The sequence below is a fragment of the Gordonia sp. PP30 genome, from assembly GCF_023100845.1.
Lineage (GTDB): Bacteria > Actinomycetota > Actinomycetes > Mycobacteriales > Mycobacteriaceae > Gordonia.
The window spans coordinates 137025-156680 of the sequence record NZ_CP095864.1; the positions used below are offsets into that span (position 1 = coordinate 137025).

A 19656-nucleotide genomic window follows, 5' to 3' on the forward strand; every position below is an offset into this window, starting at 1 on the left:
CGGGTCGCCCGGCTCAGGGGGCGGTGGTGGCTGGTTGCCGGGCTCAACGGGCTGCGGGGGCGGCCGCCCGGCTTAGCGGGTGTTGGTGGCTGGTTGCCGGGTTCAACGGGCGGCGGTGGCGGGCCGCCCGGCTTAGCGGGTGTTGGGGCTGGTTGCCGGGTTTAGCGGGTGGTGGGGGCTGGTTGTCGGGCTCAGCCTGGTGGTGGGTCTGGGTCGCGGGGTGGTGGGGCCGGCCGATTCGCCGGGATCACCGGGTTGGGGGCGCGTGGACGACACCCTCGGCACAAGCGGCGGCCACCTCGTCGTCCGAGAGGCCAGCGGCGGACAGGATGGAGCGGGTGTGCTGACCGAGGGCGGGCACGTCGCGCATCGGGGCTTCGTGGTCGGCGAAGGTGGCCGGCGGGAGGAGCGCATCCACCTCGGCGTTCTCCGTGCGGATCCGGCGCCAGCGGTCGCGCGCGGTCAGCTGCGGATGACCGGCGGCCGCTCCGACGTCGCGGATCTCGGCGGCGGGGACACCGGCCCGCGCGAGGCGCGCGGAGAGGTCGTCGGCGGTGAACGCCGCGGTCAGCCCGGCGACCACCTCGTCGCATTCGGCACGATGCGCGACGCGGTCGACGTTGGTGGCGAAGCGGGGGTCGTCGACCAGGTCGGGCCGCGAGAACACCTCGGTCATCAGGGCGCGCCAGCCGTTGTCGCTCTGGATACCGATCAGGATCTCGCCGTCGGAGGTCGGATACGAGTCGTACGGTGCGATCGACACGTGGCCGACGCCCATCCGCGGCGGCTGCTGGCCGGTGTAGAGCTGCGAATACATCGGGTAGCCCATCCACTCGAAGGTGGACTCGAACATCGAGACCTCGATGTCGGCGCCCTCCCCGGTGCGCTCGCGCCGCAGCAGGGCGGCGAGCACCGCCTGTGCGCAGTACATGCCGGACGCGATGTCGGAGGTCGGGATACCGGTCTTCACCGCGTGGTCGGCGGTGCCGGTGATGGAGATCAGCCCGGCCTCGGCCTGGACCAGCATGTCGTACGCCTTGCGCCGTTCGTAGGGTCCGCCGCTGCCGTAGCCCGACAGATTCACGACGATCAGCCCGGGGTGCGCGTCGCGGAGCCGGGCCGCACCCAGTCCCAGACGGTCGGCCGCGCCGGGCGCCAGATTCTGGACGAAGACGTCGGCGTCGTCGATCAGACGCCGGACGATCGCTCGCCCGCGGTCCGATTTGAGGTCGACGGCCAGCGACTCCTTGCCGCGGTTGAGCCACACGAAGTGCGCGGCCGTGCCCTCGACGAAGTGGTCGTAGCCGCGGGCCAGGTCGCCGCCGTCGGTCCGCTCCACCTTGATCACCCGTGCGCCGAGGTCGGCGAGCTGCCGTGTCGGCAGGGGTGCGGCCACCGCCTGTTCGACCGAGACGACCGTGTAACCGGAGAGCGGGAGGCTCATCAGCTGGTGGCGGGCTCGCCGGCCTTCTCGGCGCGCAATTCGTGGCCCTTCGAGGTGAGGCAGCGCCCGGAATTGAGGTCCCACTCCCAGCCGTGCAGGTTGCAGGTGAGCTTGTTGCCCTCGACCACGCCGAACTTGCCGAGGTCGGCCTTGAGGTGCGGACAGCGGCGCTGGATCACCCAGCCGTCGAGTTCGACGGACGCGTCGTCTTCGTGCGCCTCGGAGAACCAGCCGTCGGCGTACGCGATCCGCTCGTCGGTGAGGCACTTGAAGAAGGTGTAGAGGTATTCGTTGTAGCCGCCGATCCGCCAGGTGGTGAAGCGGGTCGAGAGGAAGATGGTGTTGACCCAGTCCGGCTCGTTGTCGCGCAGGACGGTGCGGACCAGCTCGGGGGCGATCCGGAAGCCGTAGCGGTACTTGCCGTCGCCGTCCTGCTTCATCCGGACCTCACGGTTCGGGAAATCGAGGACGAACGTCTCGTCGCCCACCACGAGCCCGACCGGGTAGCCGATGCCGTCGCAGATCAGGTCCGACTGCGCCATGATCGGCTCGAACAGCTCCTTGAGCTGCGGCAGCAGCGGATCGCCGTCGGCCGGGGCCCAGGTGGCCTTCTCCGCCGCGATGATCGGCGCGAACTTCTCCTTCATGCGGTCCAGATACGGCTTCTTGTTCTCGCCGAAGACCTGCTCCGGCGGGTACGGGTGCTCGATCTCGTCGAGCGCGGACCCGGTGAACGTCGCCGTCGACCCGGACACCATCATCAGGCCGCGGTGCCGCTCACCGTCGTCGGTGCCGTGCGTCGTCATCTGCTCCAGGAATTCGGCCTGGTCCGGGAAGATCGACGCCTGGTCGGCCTCGCTGCCGGTGTTGAAGTCGTTGACGCCGTACAGGTCGTCGTCCAGGAACATCGGCGGCCCCGCCGACGGAACCACCCAGGTGGCGCCGACCTGCTCGATGTAGCTGCGCGCCCGGTCCATGCCGCGCTGGCGCTTCTGCTTGGCGAAGTTGGCCTTCGATTTGCGCGGGATGTCGTAGACCATCGGGTACCAGATGGCGCCGGAGTATTGCAGCAGGTGCACGTCGACGTGCCCGAACTCCTCCTTGACCACGTCGAGGTCGACGGGGCGGGCGTCGTTCATGTTGAAGACGACGGTCTCGCCGTCGTCGATCAGGATGCCGGAGTCGCCGATCGGGCCGTCGGCCGGCGCACGCAGGGCGATGATCATGACGTCCAGGTCGCCCTTGGGGCCGGAGACGGTGTGCTTCACCGAATCCTGGGTCTCCACGAACTTGGTGAAGCCGAGGCGTTCGAGGTCGCGCTTCAGGTCCGGCACCGGGTAGTCGGGCAGCAGAACGGTGGCGTTCTTGTTGACGTTCTCGATCAGGTTCTGCTCGTCGTAGTGATCCCGATGCAGGTGGGAAACGTACAGATAGTCGCAGTCGCCGAGGGCCTTCCAGTCCAGTTCGGTGTTGTCCGGGAAGGGGATCCACGACGCGAAGTACGCGGGGTTGACCCACGGGTCGCAGAGGATCGACCCGGCCGCGGTCTCGATGTGGAAGCCGGCGTGGCCGATGGAGGTGATCTGCACGGGCTGCGACCTTTCGGGGTAGAGCAAGGGCTGTACCCACCAGCCTATCGGGGCCCCGCGGCGCCGTGCCCGGGGCTTTGGTCCGCGTGCGGACCCCGGCGGCGGTGAGCTTCGTCGCAGGATCGCGGCCCGGTGCCGGACCGCCGGAGTAGCCGCTTGCCGGGCGGCGGCGGCCTCGCCGCGCGGCGGACACCTGGTGGGTGGCCGGGAACCGACTAAGCTCGGGTCGCATGGAACCCGTATACGACACGGTGATCGGTGCCGCCCGCACGCTGTGGCTGGCCCAGGGCCTGAAGTTCAAGATCTCCGGGGTGGAGAACGTCCCGGTCGACGGCCCCGGAGTGGTCGCGATCAACCACACCGGCTACCTCGATTTCACGCTCGCCGGTATCCCCGCCTTCCTGCAGCACAAGCGCAAGGTGCGGTTCATGGCGAAGAAGGAGGTCTTCGACAACAGGGTCGGCGGCCCCATCATGCGCGCGCTCAAGCACATCCCGGTCGATCGCGGCGACGGTGCGGCGAGCTATCAGATGGCCGTCGACTACCTGAAGAGCGGTGAACTGGTCGGCGTCTACCCGGAGGCGACGATCAGCCGCAGCTTCGAGATCAAGGCGTTCAAGTCCGGCGCCGCGCGGATGGCGCTGGAGTCCGGGGCGCCGATCATCCCGACGGTGATCTGGGGCGCGCAGCGCATCTGGACCAAGGGTCATCCGAAGGCGATGGGCCGCAACAAGTTCAAGATCGCGATCGGGGTCGCCGAGCCGATCCTGCCGACCGGCACCGCCGATGAGATCACCGCGCGCCTGCACGAGTCGATGTCGGCCAAGCTGGCCGAGCTGCAGGAGATGTACGCGGAGTGGAACGGGCCCTACCCGGCTGGTGAGTTCTGGGTGCCCGCTAAGTTCGGCGGTGGCGCTCCGACGCTGGCCGAGGCCGACGCGATGGATGCCGCCGACGCGGAGGCCAAGGCCGCGCGCCGCACCGCGCGTGACGAGGCGAGTGAGGGCGGCGCGGGGGAGGCCTGACATGGAACCGGTCTTCCGGGCACTGGAGCTGACCGCGGGGACGCTGGTCCGTGTGCAGGGCATGCGGCGGCGCTACTTCGGGCTGGAGAACATCCCGGCCACCGGCGGGTTCGTGCTCGCGCTGAACCACACCGGATACACCGACTTCATCGCGCCCGGGCTGGGGCTCTACCGCGCCGGACGACGCGGCCGGTTCCTGATCAAGTCCGAGGTGATGGACATATCGATCATGCGATTCCTGGTGAATCATGCGCGAGCGGTGCCGGTGGACCGCTCGGCAGGCGGCGCGGCGTACGCGGCCGCCGTCGAAGCGCTGCGCGGCGGCGAGGCCGTCGTGGTCTACCCGGAGACCACGATCAGCCGCAGCTTCGAGTTGCGCGAATTCAAGAACGGCGCCGTCCGGATGGCCGCCGAGGCCGGCATGCCGGTGGTCCCCGCGGTCGTGTGGGGTGCGCAGCGGCAGTGGAGCAAGGGCACCGCGCGGCACATGGGTTTCGCGCGGATCCCGGTCGACGTCCGGTACGGCGCACCGGTCCACTACGCGCCGGACGTCGACGTCGACCAGGCGACCCGAGAGCTGTACGACGTGATGGAAGCGCTGCTCCATCGTGTGCAGGCCGGCTATCCGGAGGCGCCGCGCGGCGCGGACTGGCTGCCGGCCCGGCTCGGCGGCAGCGCGCCCACCCCCGACGAGGCGCATGCCATCGAGGAGGCGGAGGCCGTCGAGAAGGCCCGGCGTCGTGCCGAGAAGGCCGCGCGGGAAGCGGAGGACCGATGACGGCCCGCGACTGGGGTCCGCCTAGCGTCATCGTGTCGGACGTCGACGGCACGCTGCTGGATCCGGCCGAGCGGGTGTCCGCGCGTACGCGCGCGGTGCTCGAGCGGGCCCGGACCAGGGGTGTCGAGTTGGTGCTCGCGACCGGCCGCCCGCCGCGGTGGATCCCGCAGGTCGCCGACCAGCTCGCCGATTCGCCGGCCGCCGTCCGGTACGCGATCTGCGCGAACGGGGCCATCGTGTACGACGTCGCCGCCGACCGGATCCTCTATCGCGACGTGCTGGAACCCGCCGTGCTGCGGCGGCTCGCGGACATCGTCGCCGAGCGGCTGCCCGCCCCGGGCCTGGCGGTCGAACGAGTCGGCACGCTCGCCGACCTGGCGAGCGCCGACGCGGCGACCGCGCCCTTCGTGGCGACGGCCGGGTACGAGCACGCGTGGCTCAACCCCGACCACGTCGAGGTTAGCGACGAGCAGATCTTCGCCGCGCCCGCGGTGAAACTGCTGGCCAGGGTGCCGCAGCTGAGTTCGCGCGAGATGGCCCACAGGGTGCGTCCCGCACTGCGCGGACTCGCCGAGGTGACGTTCTCCATCGACACCGGCCTGATCGAGCTGTCGCGCCCGAAGGTGAGCAAGGCCAGCGGACTGTCGTGGCTGATGGCCCACACCGACGTCGCCGGTGAGTCCCCGATCGCGTTCGGCGACATGCCCAACGACATCGAGATGCTTCGCTGGGCCGGTCTCGGCGTGGCGATGGGTCACGGCGACGAGGCGGCGATCGCCGCCGCCGACGAGGTGGCGCTCTCCAACGCCGACGACGGCCTCGCGCGTGTCCTCGAACGCTGGTTCTAGCCGCCGGCCGACGGAGCAGGGCGCTCCGCGTGCTGGAGATGGTGCTGGATGCGGGCCGTCATGATCGGTCGGCCGTCGTGACGCGGCGGCCGTGGCCGCGTCGACTCGGCGGGTGATCCCGGAGCTGACGGCCGGGAGCGGCGCGCCGCTCGACCGGACGGGCGCGATCTGTCGCGGATGCTGTCGCCGGCGGACAGATGTCGCGGATTCCGGCGAGTCTCGTATCGGATGCGCGACGGATTTTCGGCCCCGACACGATCCGCGACGGATCGCTGCGGGCGTCGTTCCCCGCGGTGCCACGCCGTCGCGGATCGCCGGCCGGCCGACGCCACCTGGACTGTTCGATTCCTGTTCGATAAGCGTGACCCGGTTGTGACCGCGTCGGCTTGTGGGGCGGCCCCAAAAATCACTATTGTCACAGGAGTCCCATTAATCACACGGGCCACATGCTGCAGCTGGGGTCCCGCGCGAACGAGGTAGTGCAGTGCCCAAGACCCGACCCGGCCGAGCCAAGAAGCGGACCCTCACCTACGCCGCCCTCGGGCTGGCGCCCGTCCTGCTGGCCGGTGGTCTCGCCGCCGGTGGCGGGCAGTGGATCGAGGATGCGGGTATCTCGCTGCGCGCGGATACCCCCATCACGCTGCAGGGACACGGCAACGGCCACGGTCGCGGCATGGGCCAGTGGGGTGCGTTCGGCTACGCGAAACAGGGCTGGAACGCGGAGAAGATCCTGAGCCACTACTACGGCAACACGACCGCCGGGAAGGTGGGCAACACCGACGTCACGGTCTCGCTGAGCGAGAAGAAGTCGGTGAGTGTCCGCGCGGACGCGGGTGCCAAGGTGGGTGGCCAGACGGTGGCTCCCGGGCAGGCAGTCAGCCTGTCCGGGGGCAACGCCACCATCACTCAGGGCTGCGGCGGTGCCGTGGTCAAGACGGTGCCTGCTCAGTGGGTGGATCCGATCAACCCGGGACCGAGCCGCCCGGCGAACGAACTTCTGACCTTCTGCGACGGCGGCGACGCGTACCGCGGTTCCATCGGGACCGGGCCCGACGGCGTGCTGAACAAGGTCGGCGTCGACGACTACGTCAAGGGTGTGATCCCCAAGGAATCGCTGCCGGCGTGGGCCGATGCGGGTGGCTTCGAGGCGCTGAAGGCGCAGGCCGTGGCCGCGCGGTCGTATGTGCTGGCAGGCCTGGCCGCCGGCCGCAAGATGGACAACACGCAGCAGTCGCAGATGTACCACGGAGCCTCCGGCGAGGACCCGCGCACCAACCGGGCCGCCGATGCCACCGCGGGCCAGGTCCGCATGCGGAACGGCAAGCCCGCGCTCACCGAGTTCTCGGCGTCCACCGGCGGATACACCGCGGGCGGGGACTTCCCGGCCGTCGTCGACGCCGGTGACTCCATCTCGCCGACCCACTCCTGGACGGCCACGGTCAGCCCGTCGAGCATCGCGTCGGCGTTCGGCGTCGGCACCCTCAAGAGCTTCGAGGTGATCGAGGCCAACGGGCTCGGCGAGGGCAGCGGCCGCGTCGGCAAGGTGCGGGTGGTCGGCACCGGTCGCACCGTCGAGGCGACGGGCGACGAGGTCCGGCAGAAACTGCAGCTCAAGTCCGACTGGTTCTCGGTGCAGGGCCAGAAGACGATGCCGAAGATCGTGCGGCCCCCGGTGGGTCCGGCGGCTCCGGGTGGCGGCGGCCTGCTCGACCTGCTCGATCTGAGCCCGCTCACCGATCTGCTGTCCGGCCAGCTCCCGGACCTGTCCGCGTTCGGTCTCAGCGACATGACGGCCGTCACCGGCCAGCTCACCCCGCTCATCCAGCAGATGATCGCGACCGGCACCGGGGTACTCGCCGGCAAGCGCGTCGCCCTGGAACGCAGCGATAACTCGAACGGCTCGACGGGCACCGTGAGCCGCGACCGGAGCGACAACGCGAACGGCTCCATGGGCACGGTGAGCCGCGATCGCAGTGACAACGCCAACGGCTCGATGGGCACCGTGAGCGAGCCCCGCAGTGACAACTCGCAGGGTTCCACCGGCACCGTCGCCAAGCCGGAACTGGTGACCGACGGCAAGGGCATCCACGGGCTGGTCCAGGTGCTGCAGAACGGCGTCATCTACTACAGCCCGCTGACCGGTGCGCACGCGCTGTTCGGTCAGGCGCTGACCGACTTCCTCAATGCGGGCGGCCTGAAGGTTCTGGGCTTCCCGACCCAGGACGCGCTGCGCTGAGCCGCAGGCGGGACCGGCTGTCCCCGGCGGCCGAGTCCGTCGTGCCCGGGCCGTGTCTCCCGAGTCTCTTCCGGTCCTCGGCGGCCCGCGCAGCGCCTGGCGGCGTTGTGGTCGGACGGTATGGCGCCGCTATGGCTCCCTCCTCCGCCTTGCCGGCCGCCCGGCTGATCCACCGATGCCTTCGGAGAAGACGGAGGAGACGACGTAGGAGACACGGCCTCGCGAAATACTCAGGTTCGGTCCGATAGCCTGAACAGTTGTGACTGACAGTGCGAATCACCCGGATCCGACGGGGACGACGACCCCGAGCGTGGACCTGATCGTCGTCGGCTCGGGCTTCTTCGGCCTGACCGTGGCCGAGCGGGCCGCCTCGCAACTGGGGAAGCGGGTCCTCGTCGTCGAGCGCAGGCACCACCTGGGCGGCAACGCCTACTCCGAGGCCGAGCCGGAGACCGGTATCGAGGTCCACAAGTACGGTGCGCACCTGTTCCACACCTCCAACCAGCGGGTGTGGGACTACGTCAACCAGTTCACCGACTTCACCGGCTACCAGCATCGGGTCTTCGCCATGCACGACGGCCAGGCCTACCAGTTCCCGATGGGGCTGGGCCTGGTGTCGCAGTTCTTCGGCCGCTACTTCAGCCCGGACGAGGCCCGCGCGCTGATCGCCGAGCAGGCCAGCGAGATCGACACCGCGGACGCGAAGAATCTGGAAGAGAAGGCGATCAGCCTGATCGGCCGCCCGCTGTACGAGGCGTTCATCAAGGCGTACACCGCCAAGCAGTGGCAGACCGACCCGAAGAATCTCCCGGCGGGCAACATCACCCGGCTGCCGGTGCGCTACACCTTCGACAACCGCTACTTCAACGACACCTACGAGGGCCTGCCGGTCGACGGCTACACCGCGTGGCTGGAGAACATGGCGGCCGACGAGCGCATCGAGGTCCGCCTGAACACCGACTGGTTCGAGGTGCGCGACGAACTGCGCGCGGCCAACCCGGATGCGCCGGTGGTCTATACCGGCCCGCTGGACCGCTACTTCGACTACGCGGCGGGCGACCTGGGCTGGCGCACCCTGGACTTCGAGCTGGAGGTGCTGCCGACCGGCGACTTCCAGGGCACCCCGGTGATGAACTACAACGACGCCGACGTGCCCTACACGCGGATCCACGAGTTCCGGCACTTCCACCCCGAGCGCACCGGATACCCGAACGACAAGACGGTCATCATGCGCGAGTTCAGCCGCTTCGCCGGCGAGGACGACGAGCCGTACTACCCGATCAACACCCCCGAGGACCGGGAGCGCGTCGCCGCCTACCGCGAGCTCGCCAAGGCCGAGACCGCCGAGAACAAGGTGCTCTTCGGCGGCCGCCTGGGCACCTACCAGTACCTCGACATGCACATGGCGATCGCCAGTGCGCTGACCATGTTCGACAACACGCTGGCCCCGCACCTGCGTGACGGTGCGCCGCTGGCGGACCGGCCCGACGCGGACTGACGGAGCTGCCACCCATGACTTCCACCGATCCCGGTACCACCGGCAGCCGGGCCGTGTCCCTGCTGCAGCGGGTGATCTTCCCGCGCCCCGGCGAGCCGCTCGACGTGCGCTCGCTCTACCTGGTGGAGTCCGATCGCAACGAGTCGCGCGCCCACGCCCCCGACCGCACCAGCGTCCGTATCGGCGGCGAGTCGGAGATCAGCTTCGCGACCTACTTCAACGCCTTCGCCGCGTCGTACTGGCGGCGCTGGTCGGTGCTGGAGTCGGTGGTGCTGCGCATCGAGCTGACCGGCAGCGCGCGGGTGGACCTGTACCGCTCCAAGATCGACGGTTCCCGTATCGCCATCGGCGGCGACCTCGTCGAGATCGACGACGAGGGCAAGGGCGTCTTCGAGTTCGAGACCGATCTGGGGCCGTTCGAGGACGGCGGCTGGATCTGGTTCGACGTCACCACCGACACCGCGACCGAGATCACCGCGGCCGGCTGGTACGCGCCGCAGGCGCCGACTCAGGGATCGCCGAACGTCACCGTCGGCATCCCGACCTTCAACCGCCCCGCCGATGCGGTGGCCGCGCTCGCGGCGCTCACCTCCGATCCGCTGGTCGACGCGGTGATCGACGCGGTGATCATGCCCGACCAGGGCACCCGCAAGGTGAAGGACCAGGACGGCTATCCGGAGGCGGCGGATGCCCTCGGCGATCGCCTGCACATCTTCGACCAGGGCAATCTCGGCGGCTCCGGCGGCTACTCCCGCATCATGTTCGAGGCGCTGCGGCTGACCGACAGCCCGTACATCCTGTACATGGACGACGACATCATGATCGAGCCCGACTCGATCCTGCGCGCCCTCGCCCTGTCCCGCTTCGCCAAGACCCCGATGCTGGTCGGCGGCCAGATGCTGAACCTGCAGGACCGCAGTCATCTGCACTGCATGGGCGAGGTGATCGACCACCACAAGTTCATGTGGACCGCCGCGCCGTTCGTCGAGTACGACCACGATTTCAGCAAGTACCCGCTGAGCGACCGCGACAACTCCAAGAACCTGCACCGGCGCATCGACGTCGAAGGCAACGGCTGGTGGATGTGCATGATCCCGCGCGCCGCCGCCGAGGAGATCGGGCTGCCGCTGCCGCTGTTCATCAAGTGGGACGACTGGGAGTACGCGCTGCGAGCCGGCCGGGCCGGGTACCCGACGGCCACCGTGCCGGGGATCGCGATCTGGCACATGGCCTGGAGCGACAAGGACGATGCCATCGACTGGCAGGCCTACTTCCACCTGCGTAATCGCCTGGTGGTGGCCTCGCTCTACACCGACGGGCCGATCAACGGGATCCTGACGTCGATGACCAAGGCCACCGCCAAGCATCTGCTGTGCCTGGAGTACTCGACCGTCGCCATCCAGAACGAGGCGATCCGCGACTTCCTCGCCGGCCCCATGCACATCCGCGAGATCCTGCCGTCGGCACTGGGCAAGGTCGCCGGTATCCGCAAGGAGTACCCGGACGCCGTCGTGCTGCCGTCGGCGCAGTCGCTGCCGAAGACCACCGGGCAGGCCACGCACCTGGGCGTCAACGAGCCCAAGGGCCCGGTCGCCAAGGTGAAGGCGCTGCTGGGTGCGGTCGTGAACAACGCACGACCAGCCGATCCGCGGCACCACGAGGTCCCGCAGGCCAACTACCCGCCGATCGAGGCGCGCTGGTATTCGCTGGGCCGGGTCGACGGGGTCACGGTCACCACGGCCGACGGCCGCGGCGTGGTCTACCGTCAGCGCGACCGGGAGAAGATGCTCGCGCTGGGCATGGAGTCGGCGCGGCTGCAGAAGCAGCTGCGTGAGCGGTTCGACGAGATGCGGGCGCAGTACCGGGCCGCACACCAGGAACTGGCCAGCAAGGAGAGTTGGGCGCATGTCTACGGAATCGACTGACCGGGAATCGGCCGGCCAGGGATCGGCCGGCCGGGAGTTCCTGTCAGTGCCGCCGCGCGGTGAGGAGAAGGCACTGGTCGCGGTGCAGTCAGCGCTGCTGACCGTGCCCGGCGCCGTCTCCGGCGCTCGCGGCCTGAGCCACTTCGGTGAGCACTCCCTCGGCTGGCTGGCCCTGGCCGCGGCCGGCGGGCTGCTGGCCGCCCGGCGCGGCGACGACGTGGGCGTGCGCAGATACGCCGAGGCCGGTATCGGCGCGTTCGGCGCCCACGCGGCCTCGGTGATCATCAAGCGGATCGTGCGGCGCCGCCGCCCGGATCACCCGGCGATCACCGTCGGCGTGGGTACACCGAGCAAGTTGAGCTTCCCGTCCAGCCACGCGACGTCGACCACCGCGGCGGCGATCCTGCTCGGGCGGGCCGCCGGACTGAACCCGGCGGTCCTGCCCGCGGTGATCGTTCCGCCCATGCTGCTGTCCCGGCTGGTGCTCGGCGTCCACTACCCTTCCGATGTAGCGGCGGGCGCGCTGATCGGCGGGCTCAGCGCCGGTGCCGTGATCGCGGCCGACAAGCATCTGCCCGACCGGTTCGCGCCGTCGGCACCGACCAAGTGAGGAACTGCTGATGAGCGAGGAGCCGATCGAGGGCAAGGTCGTGGGGCCGCCGAAGAACCTGGCGACCGGCCTGGTCAAGGCGTTGCGCCCGCGGCAGTGGGTGAAGAACGTCCTCGTCCTGGCCGCACCGCTGGTCGCCGGCACCGACGCGCTCACCGACGGTCACAAGATGGCCGGCGTCGGTATCGCGTTCGTCGCCTTTTGTCTCGCGGCGTCGTCGATCTATCTGATCAACGACGCGCTCGACGTCGAGGCCGATCGTCAGCACCCCACCAAGCGTTTCCGCCCGATCGCGGCCGGGGTGGTGCCGCAGAGCCTGGCGTATGTGCTGGCCGTGGTGCTGATGGCCGCGGCGATCGGCATCTCGTTCATCGCCAACTGGCAGACCGCGGTCACCATCGCCGTCTATCTCGCGATCCAGCTGGCCTACTGCTTCGGGCTCAAGCACCAGGCCGTGGTCGACATCTGCATCGTCTCCTCGGGCTTCCTGCTCCGGGCCATCGCCGGTGGTGTCGCCGCCGAGATCGATCTGTCCAAGTGGTTCCTGCTGGTGATGGCCTTCGGTTCGCTGTTCATGGCCGCCGGCAAGCGCTACGCGGAGTTGCAGCTCGCCGAGCGCACCGGCGCCAAGATCCGCAAGTCGCTGGAGTACTACACCACCACCTACCTGCGCTTCGTCTGGACGCTGTCGGCCACGGCCGTGGTGCTCTGCTACGGCCTGTGGGCGTTCGACGGCCAGCACAGCCAGAACGTCTTCTACGCCATCTCGGTGGTCCCGTTCACCGTGGCGATCCTGCGGTACGCGGTCGACGTCGACGGCGGCGAGGCCGGCGAGCCGGAGGAGATCGCCCTCGGCGACCGCGTCCTGCAGTTCCTCGCGGTGGCCTGGGTGGTGCTCGTGGCGGTTGCGGTCTATGTCCCATCGTGACGTGCCGGGGTCCCGGCGTGACGTGCCGGGGTCCCGGCGTGACGTGCCGGGTGACGCCCCCGCCCCGGACTCCGGCGATGCCTCAGCGACCCGCCCGGCGTGGCGCGACCGCCGGCTGCTGGGTCCCGGGCTGTCGTGGCTGATCGGCACCGTGCTGGTCACCGTCTTCTTCGCGATCGGTGCGTGGCAGCGCCGCTGGATCGCCGACGACGGCCTCATCGTGTTGCGCACCATCCGGAATCTGCTGGCCGGCAACGGCCCGGTCTTCAACGCCGGGGAGCGCGTGGAGGCCAACACCTCGACCGCGTGGACCTATCTGCTGTGGTTCTTCTCCTGGGTCACCGGGGCCGGGAGCGATGCGAACGGGACGGGTGACGGGCACCTCGAGTACGTCGCCCTCTGGGTGGCCCTGGTGCTGTCCGTCGCGGCGATCCCGATCGCCATGTACGGCACGGCCCGCCTGTACGGCGACCGCTGGCTCAGCGCGCGCGGCCGGGCGGCCGCGGGCGTCACCCTGCTGCTGCCGCTCGGCTCCATCGTCTACATCTCGCTGCCGCCGGCCCGCGACTTCGCGACCAGCGGCCTGGAGAACGGTCTGGTGATCTTCTGGATCGCCTGCCTGTGGTGCCTGTTCCTGGCCTGGTCGCGCCGTGACCCGGAGCGGACAGACTGGCGGGCGCGCACGGCCTTCCTCGGCCTCTCCTTCGTGGCCGGCCTGGCGCCGCTGATCCGGCCGGAGATCACCGTGCTGGGCGGCCTGGTGCTGCTGGTGCTGTTCTGCGCGCCGATCGGCTGGAAGCTGCGCGTGTCGATGGTGGTGGTCGCGGCCGTGGTGCCGGTCGGCTATCAGATCTTCCGGATGGGCTACTACGCCATCCTGGTGCCCAACCCGGCGATCGCCAAGGACGCCAGCGGGTCCAAGTGGGGGCAGGGCTTCACCTATCTGGACAATCTGTTCAGTCCTTATATTCTTCTGCTTCCGGTCATCCTGGCGATTCTGGTCGGCGTGGTGCTCGCGGTGACCGGGCCGCGACGGAGCAGCCACGACCCCGAGCAGATCGATCCGCACGACCACATCGCCGACGACATCCCGGACATTCTGGAGCCGGTCGACTCGTCGCCCCGCCGGTTCGCGGCGCGGTGGATCGACTTCCAGGCCCGCCTGCAGCAGCCGTCGACCGTGGTCATCACGATCCTGGTGGCCGGAGTGCTGCTGACGCTCTACTGGCTGCGCCAGGGCGGCGACTTCATGCACGGCCGGGTGCTGCTGGCCCCGCTGTTCATCTTGCTGCTGCCGGTGATGGTGGTGCCCGCGACGATCCCGGCGACGGCCCGCACCGCGGTGTCGCGCTGGCGGCTCGCCGCGGCGGCGTTCATCATCCTGTGCGTCGGCGGCACCGTCTGGTGGGGTGCGGCGGTCTCCCAGAAGGTGCTCTCCCAGGCGCCGATGGACATCAGCCGCAACGGCATCGTCGACGAGCGCCGGTTCTACGTCGCCAACATGGCGATCGAGAACCCGGTGACGGCGAAGGACTATCTGGAATACCCGCGCATGCGCGCGATGGTGGAGAAGATCAACGAGCTCCACGGGACCGGTGGCATCATCCTGCCCTCGGGCAACTACGACGAGTGGTATGTGGCGCGGCTGCGCGGCGGTCTGCCCGCGGGGCAGAAGGACAAGACCACCGTGTACTTCCTGAATCTGGGTATGACGGGGATGAACGCGCCGCTGGACGTGCGCGTGGTGGACCAGATGGGGCTGGCCTATCCGCTGGCCGCGCACACCGAGCGACTCAAGGACGGCCGCATCGGGCACGACAAGAACCTGCCGACGGCCTGGGTGATCGCCGAGTCGGGCGGCGTGTCCGGTGGCCCGGGACTGCCCGCGTACGTGGAGTCGATCGATGTGCGGGAGGCGAACGTGGCGCTGACGTGTCCGGCCACTCAGGCTCGGTTCAGCTCGTACAAGGGTGTGTGGTCGTTCGCCCGATTCCGGCACAATCTGCGGCAGTCGTTCGAGTTCAACAGCTACCGCATCTCACGTACTCCCGAGTACGAGATCCTGCGGTGCGGGCTCAAACCGGTGACCGACCGTCCCCAGTGACGGTGACCACAGAATGGCGGATTTGATCTCGAAAAGGTAACGTCCTACGTCGAGCCCTCGATGGAATCAATGTCGGGACGGCCGCGGATCGCGAGATCATGAGGCCTGAATGACGGAGATGCCAGCACCGACACTGTGATCAGCGTCACAGTTTTTGAGTGGTGAGGGCGAGAGAGATAGGCTTCCGTCCATCCGGTTACGGATGAGGCGTGTGTGAGTTGCGAGGCGGCTGACACAAACGAGGCGGCTGTGGGTGATCCTGAGCGGATCCTGGCAGCTGAGTAAGTTCAAGGAAGAGAGCAGCAATGCGCGTAGCTAAGAGCAAGCCGCAGGCCGGTCGCCGGCTGACGGCGGTTCTGGTCGCCGTCCTGACCGTCCTCGGTCTGGTGGGCACCGCGATCGGAACGGGTGAGGCCAGTGCGTTGGCGCCCGGAGGCAAGACCTACTGGACCGACTCGTGCGGCATGCCGACCAACGGCGCGTTCGGCAACAAGTCGATGAAGCCCGGTCACGTCAAGGTCCGCATCTGGGCCAAGCCGGGTAACAAGCGCACCGTCATCATGCTCGACGGCCTGCGCGCCCAGTACGACCTGAGCGGCTGGGAGATCAACACCAACATCCAGAACCTGGCTAAGCAGGGCGTGAACGTCGTCGAGCCGATCGGCGGCCCGGCCAGCTTCTACACCAACTGGGATGCGCCGTCGAACTTCAACGGTCAGCGCCAGGCCTACAAGTGGGGCTGCGTCATCGACCGCCTCGCCGCGAACCTCCGCAGCGGCCGCTCCGGTCTGCCGGCCCTGCCGGGCAAGGGTGGCAAGTACGCCATCATGGGTATCTCGGCCGGTGGTAACGCCGCGCTGACCCACGCCGCACAGCGTCGCGACCTCTACTACGCCGCCGCCTCGATGTCGGGTTACGACTACCTGAGCGCGCCCGGCATGCGCACCATGATCCGGCTCGCGATGCTCGACGTCGCGCCGCAGCCGTGGAACGTCGACTCGATGTGGGGCCCGCCGTGGAGCCCGCGCTGGGTGCAGAACGATCCGACCATGCTGATCAACCGCATGCACGGTCTGAAGCTGTTCATCGGCTCGGGCAACGGCCTCTTCGGTCGCTACAACTACCCGCAGAACGTCGGCGACGACCTCTTCAAGGGCACCCCGCTGGAACTGCTCGCGTTCACCCAGGCGAAGGCCTTCGAGACCAGCGCGCGGATCCAGGGTCTGAACCCGATGACCTACTACGCCAACGGTACCCACGCGTGGGGCTACTGGCAGGACATGGTCTGGAACGCGAAGCGGCAGGGCTTCTTCAACTGACCCGCCGCCGTGGCTGAGAAACTTTAGTCACACAATTCACATGCGTCACAGCGTGGCGCACGGACAACGAGACGCCCCACGTGTAAGAACACACGTGGGGCGTTTCGCATCGTCGGATGCGCGGCGACCCGCGGGGTTCGTGAGTGAGTTGAAGGAGCAGCACGTGACGGTGTGGAGTACGACGAAGCGCAAGCGTGGTCGACGGGTGACCGTGGCGGCGGTCGCCGCGGCGCTGAGTGTCGTGCTGGTGGCACCGTTCGCCGGCACCGTCGTCGCCGATCCGGCGCCCGCGGCCCCGCCGGCGGCGCCCGCCGCCCCCGCGGACAAGCCCGCTCCGCCGACGGCCAAGCCCGCGGACAAGCCGGCCCCGCCGGCCGCGCCGCCGGCCGCCCCGGCCGCGCCCGCCCGCGTCACCAAGATCGTCTGGTACAGCAGCCAGCGCGTGGCGATCTGGGTGTTCTCCCCGGCGATGAACACCGAGATCCAGGTGCAGCTGCTGCTGGCTCGTGACTGGTGGTACAAGCCGACGGCCAAGTTCCCGCAGCTGCTGACCCTCGACGGGCTCCGCGCGCAGGACGATCAGAACGGCTGGCTGATCAACACCGACATCGAGCGCTTCTACCAGGACAAGAACGTCAACGTGGTGCTGCCGGTGGGCGGCGAGTCGAGCTTCTACACGGACTGGAAGGAGCCCGACAAGGGCAAGAACTACAAGTGGGAGACCTTCCTGATCCACGAGCTCCCGCCGATCCTGCAGAACCAGTGGCGCTCCACCGACGTCCGCGGCGTCCAGGGCCTCTCCATGGGCGGTAGCGCCGCGATGATGCTGGCCGCGCGCAATCCGGGCTTCTTCAAGTTCGCCGCGTCGTACTCGGGCATCCTGCAGCTCACCTCCTACGGCATGCCGCAGGCCGTGCAGTTCGCGCTGCGCGACGGCGGCGGCTACGACTCGCAGAAGATGTTCGGTCCGCCGAGCGATCCCGCGTGGGCCGAGCACGACCCGTATCTGCTGGCCGAGCAGCTGCGCGGCACCAGCCTGTACATCTCGTCCGGCAACGGCGTGGTGGGGCCGTACGACAAGCCCAGCGAGATCCCGTTGCTGGCCACCAACTATTCGGGCGTCGGCCTTGAGGTGCTGGCCCGCACCACCAGCCAGCAGTTCGCGACCAAGCTCAATCAGCTAGGCATCCCGGCGCAGGCCGTGTACCGCCCGTCGGGCACGCACACCTGGCCGTACTGGGAGTTCGAGATGAAGCAGGCGTGGCCGCAGGCCGCCAGCGCCCTCGGGCTGTCCGGCGACCGCGTCGCCTGCGCGGTCGGCGACGCCTTCAAGAAGGCCAAGCAGGTCCGCTCGCTCGGCGGTTGCCTCACCCCGCAGTACCCGGTGCCCGGCGGTATGGCGCAGGACTTCCGCAACGGGCGCATCTTCACCGGCCCGAAGGGGCCCAAGGTGGTCGGCGGTGCGATCGGCGGCGCCTATGTGCCGAACTTCGACCGCCTGGGACTCCCGATCAGCGACGAACTCACCAGCAAGGACGGCAAGGTCAAGTTCAACACCTTCGTCCACGGCAAGATCAGCTGGACGCCGACCGGCGGCACGCGCGTCGAGGTGAAGTGACGCCGCTGCGGCGCACGATCGGTGACCTGCGCCGCAGCGACGTCGTCGTTATTGATAATCGGCTGAGGATCTGCCGTGTTTACGCAGGTGAATACCCTGCGAGGTGCAGAATTGCGAGATTCGGAAGGTAGCCTTTCAACCATGACTGGCAAGTTCTCTCGCGGCGTCTTCGTGTGCGTCGCCCTGGCTGCTGCCGCGGTCGCTCTCGCCGGGTGCGGCGGGGATTCGTCGACCGCCAGCGCACCGCTCTCCCAGGAGGTCACCACCCGGACCATGCCCGGCAGCGGTACCACCGATTCGTCGGCCGAGGAGCAGGCCTCCGAGCTGGCCGCGTCCAACGCGTCGAAGGCCACCAGCACGCTGCCGGCCACCAAGCCGGACAAGTCCACGACGGTGCCAGGCAACTTCCCGGGCTCCAAGCAGGGCCAGCAGCAGCTCACCGACAAGGACAAGCGCTACCTGGCGGCGCTGAAGCAGGACAATGTGGCGTTCATGGGCGACGACGACAACAACATCGCGCTCACCATGGGCCACTACGTGTGCCAGGAAAAGAAGAAGAAGACCGATCCGATGATGATCAAGGTCTACGTGCGCGCCGCCATCGGTCCGATGACCAAGACCGAGGACGAGGCCGGCGCCAAGGCCGACAAGCTGATCTCCGCCGCCGAGAAGAATCTCTGCTGATACATGCGACGCCATGCCCGCAAGCTGGCGTGGGGTGTCGGACTCCTGGCGCTGGTCGCCCTCGTTCTGGTGATCGTGCTGATCATTCAGTTCCTGCGGCCGTCCCCGCCGCCGCCCGGGCCGCCCACGAGCCCGCCCACGTCCGCGCCCCCGCACCGGCCGAACGCCCAGCCCGCCGACTGCCCGGACGTGCTGGTCCTCTCGATTCCCGGCACCTGGGAGTCGAAGTCGAACGACGATCCGTATCACCCCACGGCCAACCCGAAGTCGCTGATGCTGCGGGTGACCCGCGCGTTGCAGGAGAAGTTCCCGCGCAGCCGCGCCGAGGTGTACACCGTGCCCTACGTCGCGCAGTTCCGGAATCCGACCGTGCTCGGCGACAACCAGCGCGACTACGACTGGTCGCGGCACCAGGGCCGCCGGAAGGCGGACGCCAAGCTGACCGCGACCCACGAGCACTGCCCGCTCACCCGGTACATCCTGATGGGCTTCTCGCAGGGCGCGGTGATCACCGGTGACATCGCGAGCGACATCGGCAACGGCAAGGGCCCGATCCCGGCCGCCGACCAGGACCTGGTGCTCGGCGTCGGCCTGATCGCCGACGGCCGCCGGGTGTCCGGCGAGCAGCACGACGTCGGCCCGAGCCCGCAGGGGCAGGGCGCGGAGGTGAGCCTCGGCGGCCTCCGGATCCCCGGGATCACGATGAGCGGCAAGCGGACCGGCGGTTTCGGCACGCTCACCGACCGGACCTACTCGATCTGCGCTCCCGGCGACCTCATCTGCGACGCCCCGCAGATCACCAACCCGTTCGACGCCGTCGGCAAGTTCGCGAATGCGGCGAACAATCCGGTGCATGCGATGTACGCCACGAAGAAGTACTGGAGTGACGACGGCGCCACCGCGACGCAGTGGATGCTGAGGTGGGCGACCGCGTTGATCGAGCAGGCCCCGCGCCCGAAACATCGGTGATACGGAAACACCGCGAAGACTTTGGGGTCGGCTCCCCGGCTGCGTTAACCTTTTCGTGACATTTGAGTGAGCGTCCCCCGT

The 19656-nt window shown here is 68.9% G+C and carries 15 protein-coding genes; 13 read left to right on the forward strand and 2 right to left on the reverse strand.

The features are described from left to right. Positions 1 to 247: 247 nt before the first annotated feature. Positions 248 to 1444 (reverse strand): CaiB/BaiF CoA transferase family protein, encoded by a 1197-nt coding sequence (locus tag MYK68_RS00680; RefSeq protein ID WP_247865716.1) that lies wholly within the window; start codon positions 1442 to 1444, stop codon positions 248 to 250. Beyond that, a complete protein-coding gene (locus tag MYK68_RS00685; RefSeq protein WP_247865717.1) occupies positions 1444 to 3033 on the reverse strand; it encodes an MBL fold metallo-hydrolase in 1590 nt (529 codons plus the stop codon). Before MYK68_RS00685 ends, MYK68_RS00680 begins: the two co-directional genes overlap by 1 nt. Before the next feature lie 230 nt (positions 3034 to 3263). Between MYK68_RS00685 and MYK68_RS00690 the strand changes: the two genes are divergently transcribed. From MYK68_RS00690 to MYK68_RS00750, 13 genes are all read left to right on the forward strand, one after another. Continuing rightward, positions 3264 to 4058: a lysophospholipid acyltransferase family protein gene (locus MYK68_RS00690; protein ID WP_247865718.1), complete on the forward strand. Its 795-nt coding sequence runs from the start codon at positions 3264 to 3266 to the stop codon at positions 4056 to 4058. A gap of 1 nt (position 4059) precedes the next feature. Next, a complete protein-coding gene (locus tag MYK68_RS00695; protein ID WP_247865719.1) occupies positions 4060 to 4836 on the forward strand; it encodes a lysophospholipid acyltransferase family protein in 777 nt (258 codons plus the stop codon). Further along, positions 4833 to 5684, forward strand: a complete 852-nt coding sequence (locus MYK68_RS00700) for an HAD family hydrolase (protein WP_247865720.1) — start codon at positions 4833 to 4835, stop codon at positions 5682 to 5684. The genes MYK68_RS00695 and MYK68_RS00700 overlap by 4 nt, the downstream gene beginning before the upstream one ends. Before the next feature lie 484 nt (positions 5685 to 6168). Continuing rightward, on the forward strand, positions 6169 to 7920 hold the full coding sequence (locus MYK68_RS00705; RefSeq protein WP_247865721.1) for a SpoIID/LytB domain-containing protein: 1752 nt from the start codon (positions 6169 to 6171) through the stop codon (positions 7918 to 7920). Positions 7921 to 8179: 259 nt separating this feature from the next. Beyond that, complete coding sequence (gene glf / locus MYK68_RS00710; RefSeq protein WP_247865722.1) at positions 8180 to 9418, forward strand: UDP-galactopyranose mutase; 1239 nt, start codon at positions 8180 to 8182, stop codon at positions 9416 to 9418. 14 nt (positions 9419 to 9432) lie between these two features. After that, the gene (locus MYK68_RS00715) at positions 9433 to 11343 is read left to right on the forward strand and encodes a glycosyltransferase (RefSeq protein WP_247865723.1); all 1911 of its coding nucleotides are present in this window, start codon (positions 9433 to 9435) and stop codon (positions 11341 to 11343) included. Beyond that, entirely contained in the window at positions 11324 to 11953 is a 630-nt protein-coding gene (locus MYK68_RS00720; RefSeq protein ID WP_247865724.1) for a phosphatase PAP2 family protein, read from the forward strand. Before MYK68_RS00715 ends, MYK68_RS00720 begins: the two co-directional genes overlap by 20 nt. A 10-nt stretch (positions 11954 to 11963) precedes the next feature. Further along, positions 11964 to 12881: a decaprenyl-phosphate phosphoribosyltransferase gene (locus MYK68_RS00725; RefSeq protein WP_247865725.1), complete on the forward strand. Its 918-nt coding sequence runs from the start codon at positions 11964 to 11966 to the stop codon at positions 12879 to 12881. Next, positions 12868 to 14985 carry an arabinofuranosyltransferase AftB family protein gene (locus tag MYK68_RS00730; protein ID WP_247865726.1) on the forward strand — a complete coding sequence of 706 codons (2118 nt, stop codon included), beginning with the start codon at positions 12868 to 12870 and terminating at the stop codon, positions 14983 to 14985. The genes MYK68_RS00725 and MYK68_RS00730 overlap by 14 nt, the downstream gene beginning before the upstream one ends. Before the next feature lie 305 nt (positions 14986 to 15290). Next, entirely contained in the window at positions 15291 to 16304 is a 1014-nt protein-coding gene (locus MYK68_RS00735; protein ID WP_247865727.1) for an alpha/beta hydrolase, read from the forward strand. 163 nt (positions 16305 to 16467) lie between these two features. Beyond that, complete coding sequence (locus MYK68_RS00740; RefSeq protein WP_247865728.1) at positions 16468 to 17922, forward strand: alpha/beta hydrolase-fold protein; 1455 nt, start codon at positions 16468 to 16470, stop codon at positions 17920 to 17922. A 141-nt stretch (positions 17923 to 18063) separates the two neighbouring features. Further along, positions 18064 to 18606 (forward strand): DUF732 domain-containing protein, encoded by a 543-nt coding sequence (locus MYK68_RS00745; RefSeq protein ID WP_247865729.1) that lies wholly within the window; start codon positions 18064 to 18066, stop codon positions 18604 to 18606. 3 nt (positions 18607 to 18609) lie between these two features. Further along, complete coding sequence (locus MYK68_RS00750; protein WP_247865730.1) at positions 18610 to 19575, forward strand: cutinase family protein; 966 nt, start codon at positions 18610 to 18612, stop codon at positions 19573 to 19575. Positions 19576 to 19656 lie beyond the last annotated feature (81 nt).

Excerpts from the sequence above, each read along its gene's own strand:
- MYK68_RS00745 (WP_247865729.1), top strand. The coding sequence starts at position 18,064 with ATGACTGGCAAGTTCTCTCGCGGCGTCTTCGTGTGCGTCGCCCTGGCT.
- MYK68_RS00690 (WP_247865718.1), top strand. The coding sequence starts at position 3,264 with ATGGAACCCGTATACGACACGGTGATCGGTGCCGCCCGCACGCTGTGG.
- MYK68_RS00750 (WP_247865730.1), top strand. The coding sequence starts at position 18,610 with ATGCGACGCCATGCCCGCAAGCTGGCGTGGGGTGTCGGACTCCTGGCG.
- MYK68_RS00735 (WP_247865727.1), top strand. The coding sequence starts at position 15,291 with ATGCGCGTAGCTAAGAGCAAGCCGCAGGCCGGTCGCCGGCTGACGGCG.
- MYK68_RS00715 (WP_247865723.1), top strand. The coding sequence starts at position 9,433 with ATGACTTCCACCGATCCCGGTACCACCGGCAGCCGGGCCGTGTCCCTG.
- MYK68_RS00720 (WP_247865724.1), top strand. The coding sequence starts at position 11,324 with ATGTCTACGGAATCGACTGACCGGGAATCGGCCGGCCAGGGATCGGCC.
- MYK68_RS00695 (WP_247865719.1), top strand. The coding sequence starts at position 4,060 with ATGGAACCGGTCTTCCGGGCACTGGAGCTGACCGCGGGGACGCTGGTC.
- MYK68_RS00700 (WP_247865720.1), top strand. The coding sequence starts at position 4,833 with ATGACGGCCCGCGACTGGGGTCCGCCTAGCGTCATCGTGTCGGACGTC.
- MYK68_RS00730 (WP_247865726.1), top strand. The coding sequence starts at position 12,868 with ATGTCCCATCGTGACGTGCCGGGGTCCCGGCGTGACGTGCCGGGGTCC.
- MYK68_RS00725 (WP_247865725.1), top strand. The coding sequence starts at position 11,964 with ATGAGCGAGGAGCCGATCGAGGGCAAGGTCGTGGGGCCGCCGAAGAAC.
- MYK68_RS00680 (WP_247865716.1), bottom strand. The coding sequence starts at position 1,444 with ATGAGCCTCCCGCTCTCCGGTTACACGGTCGTCTCGGTCGAACAGGCG.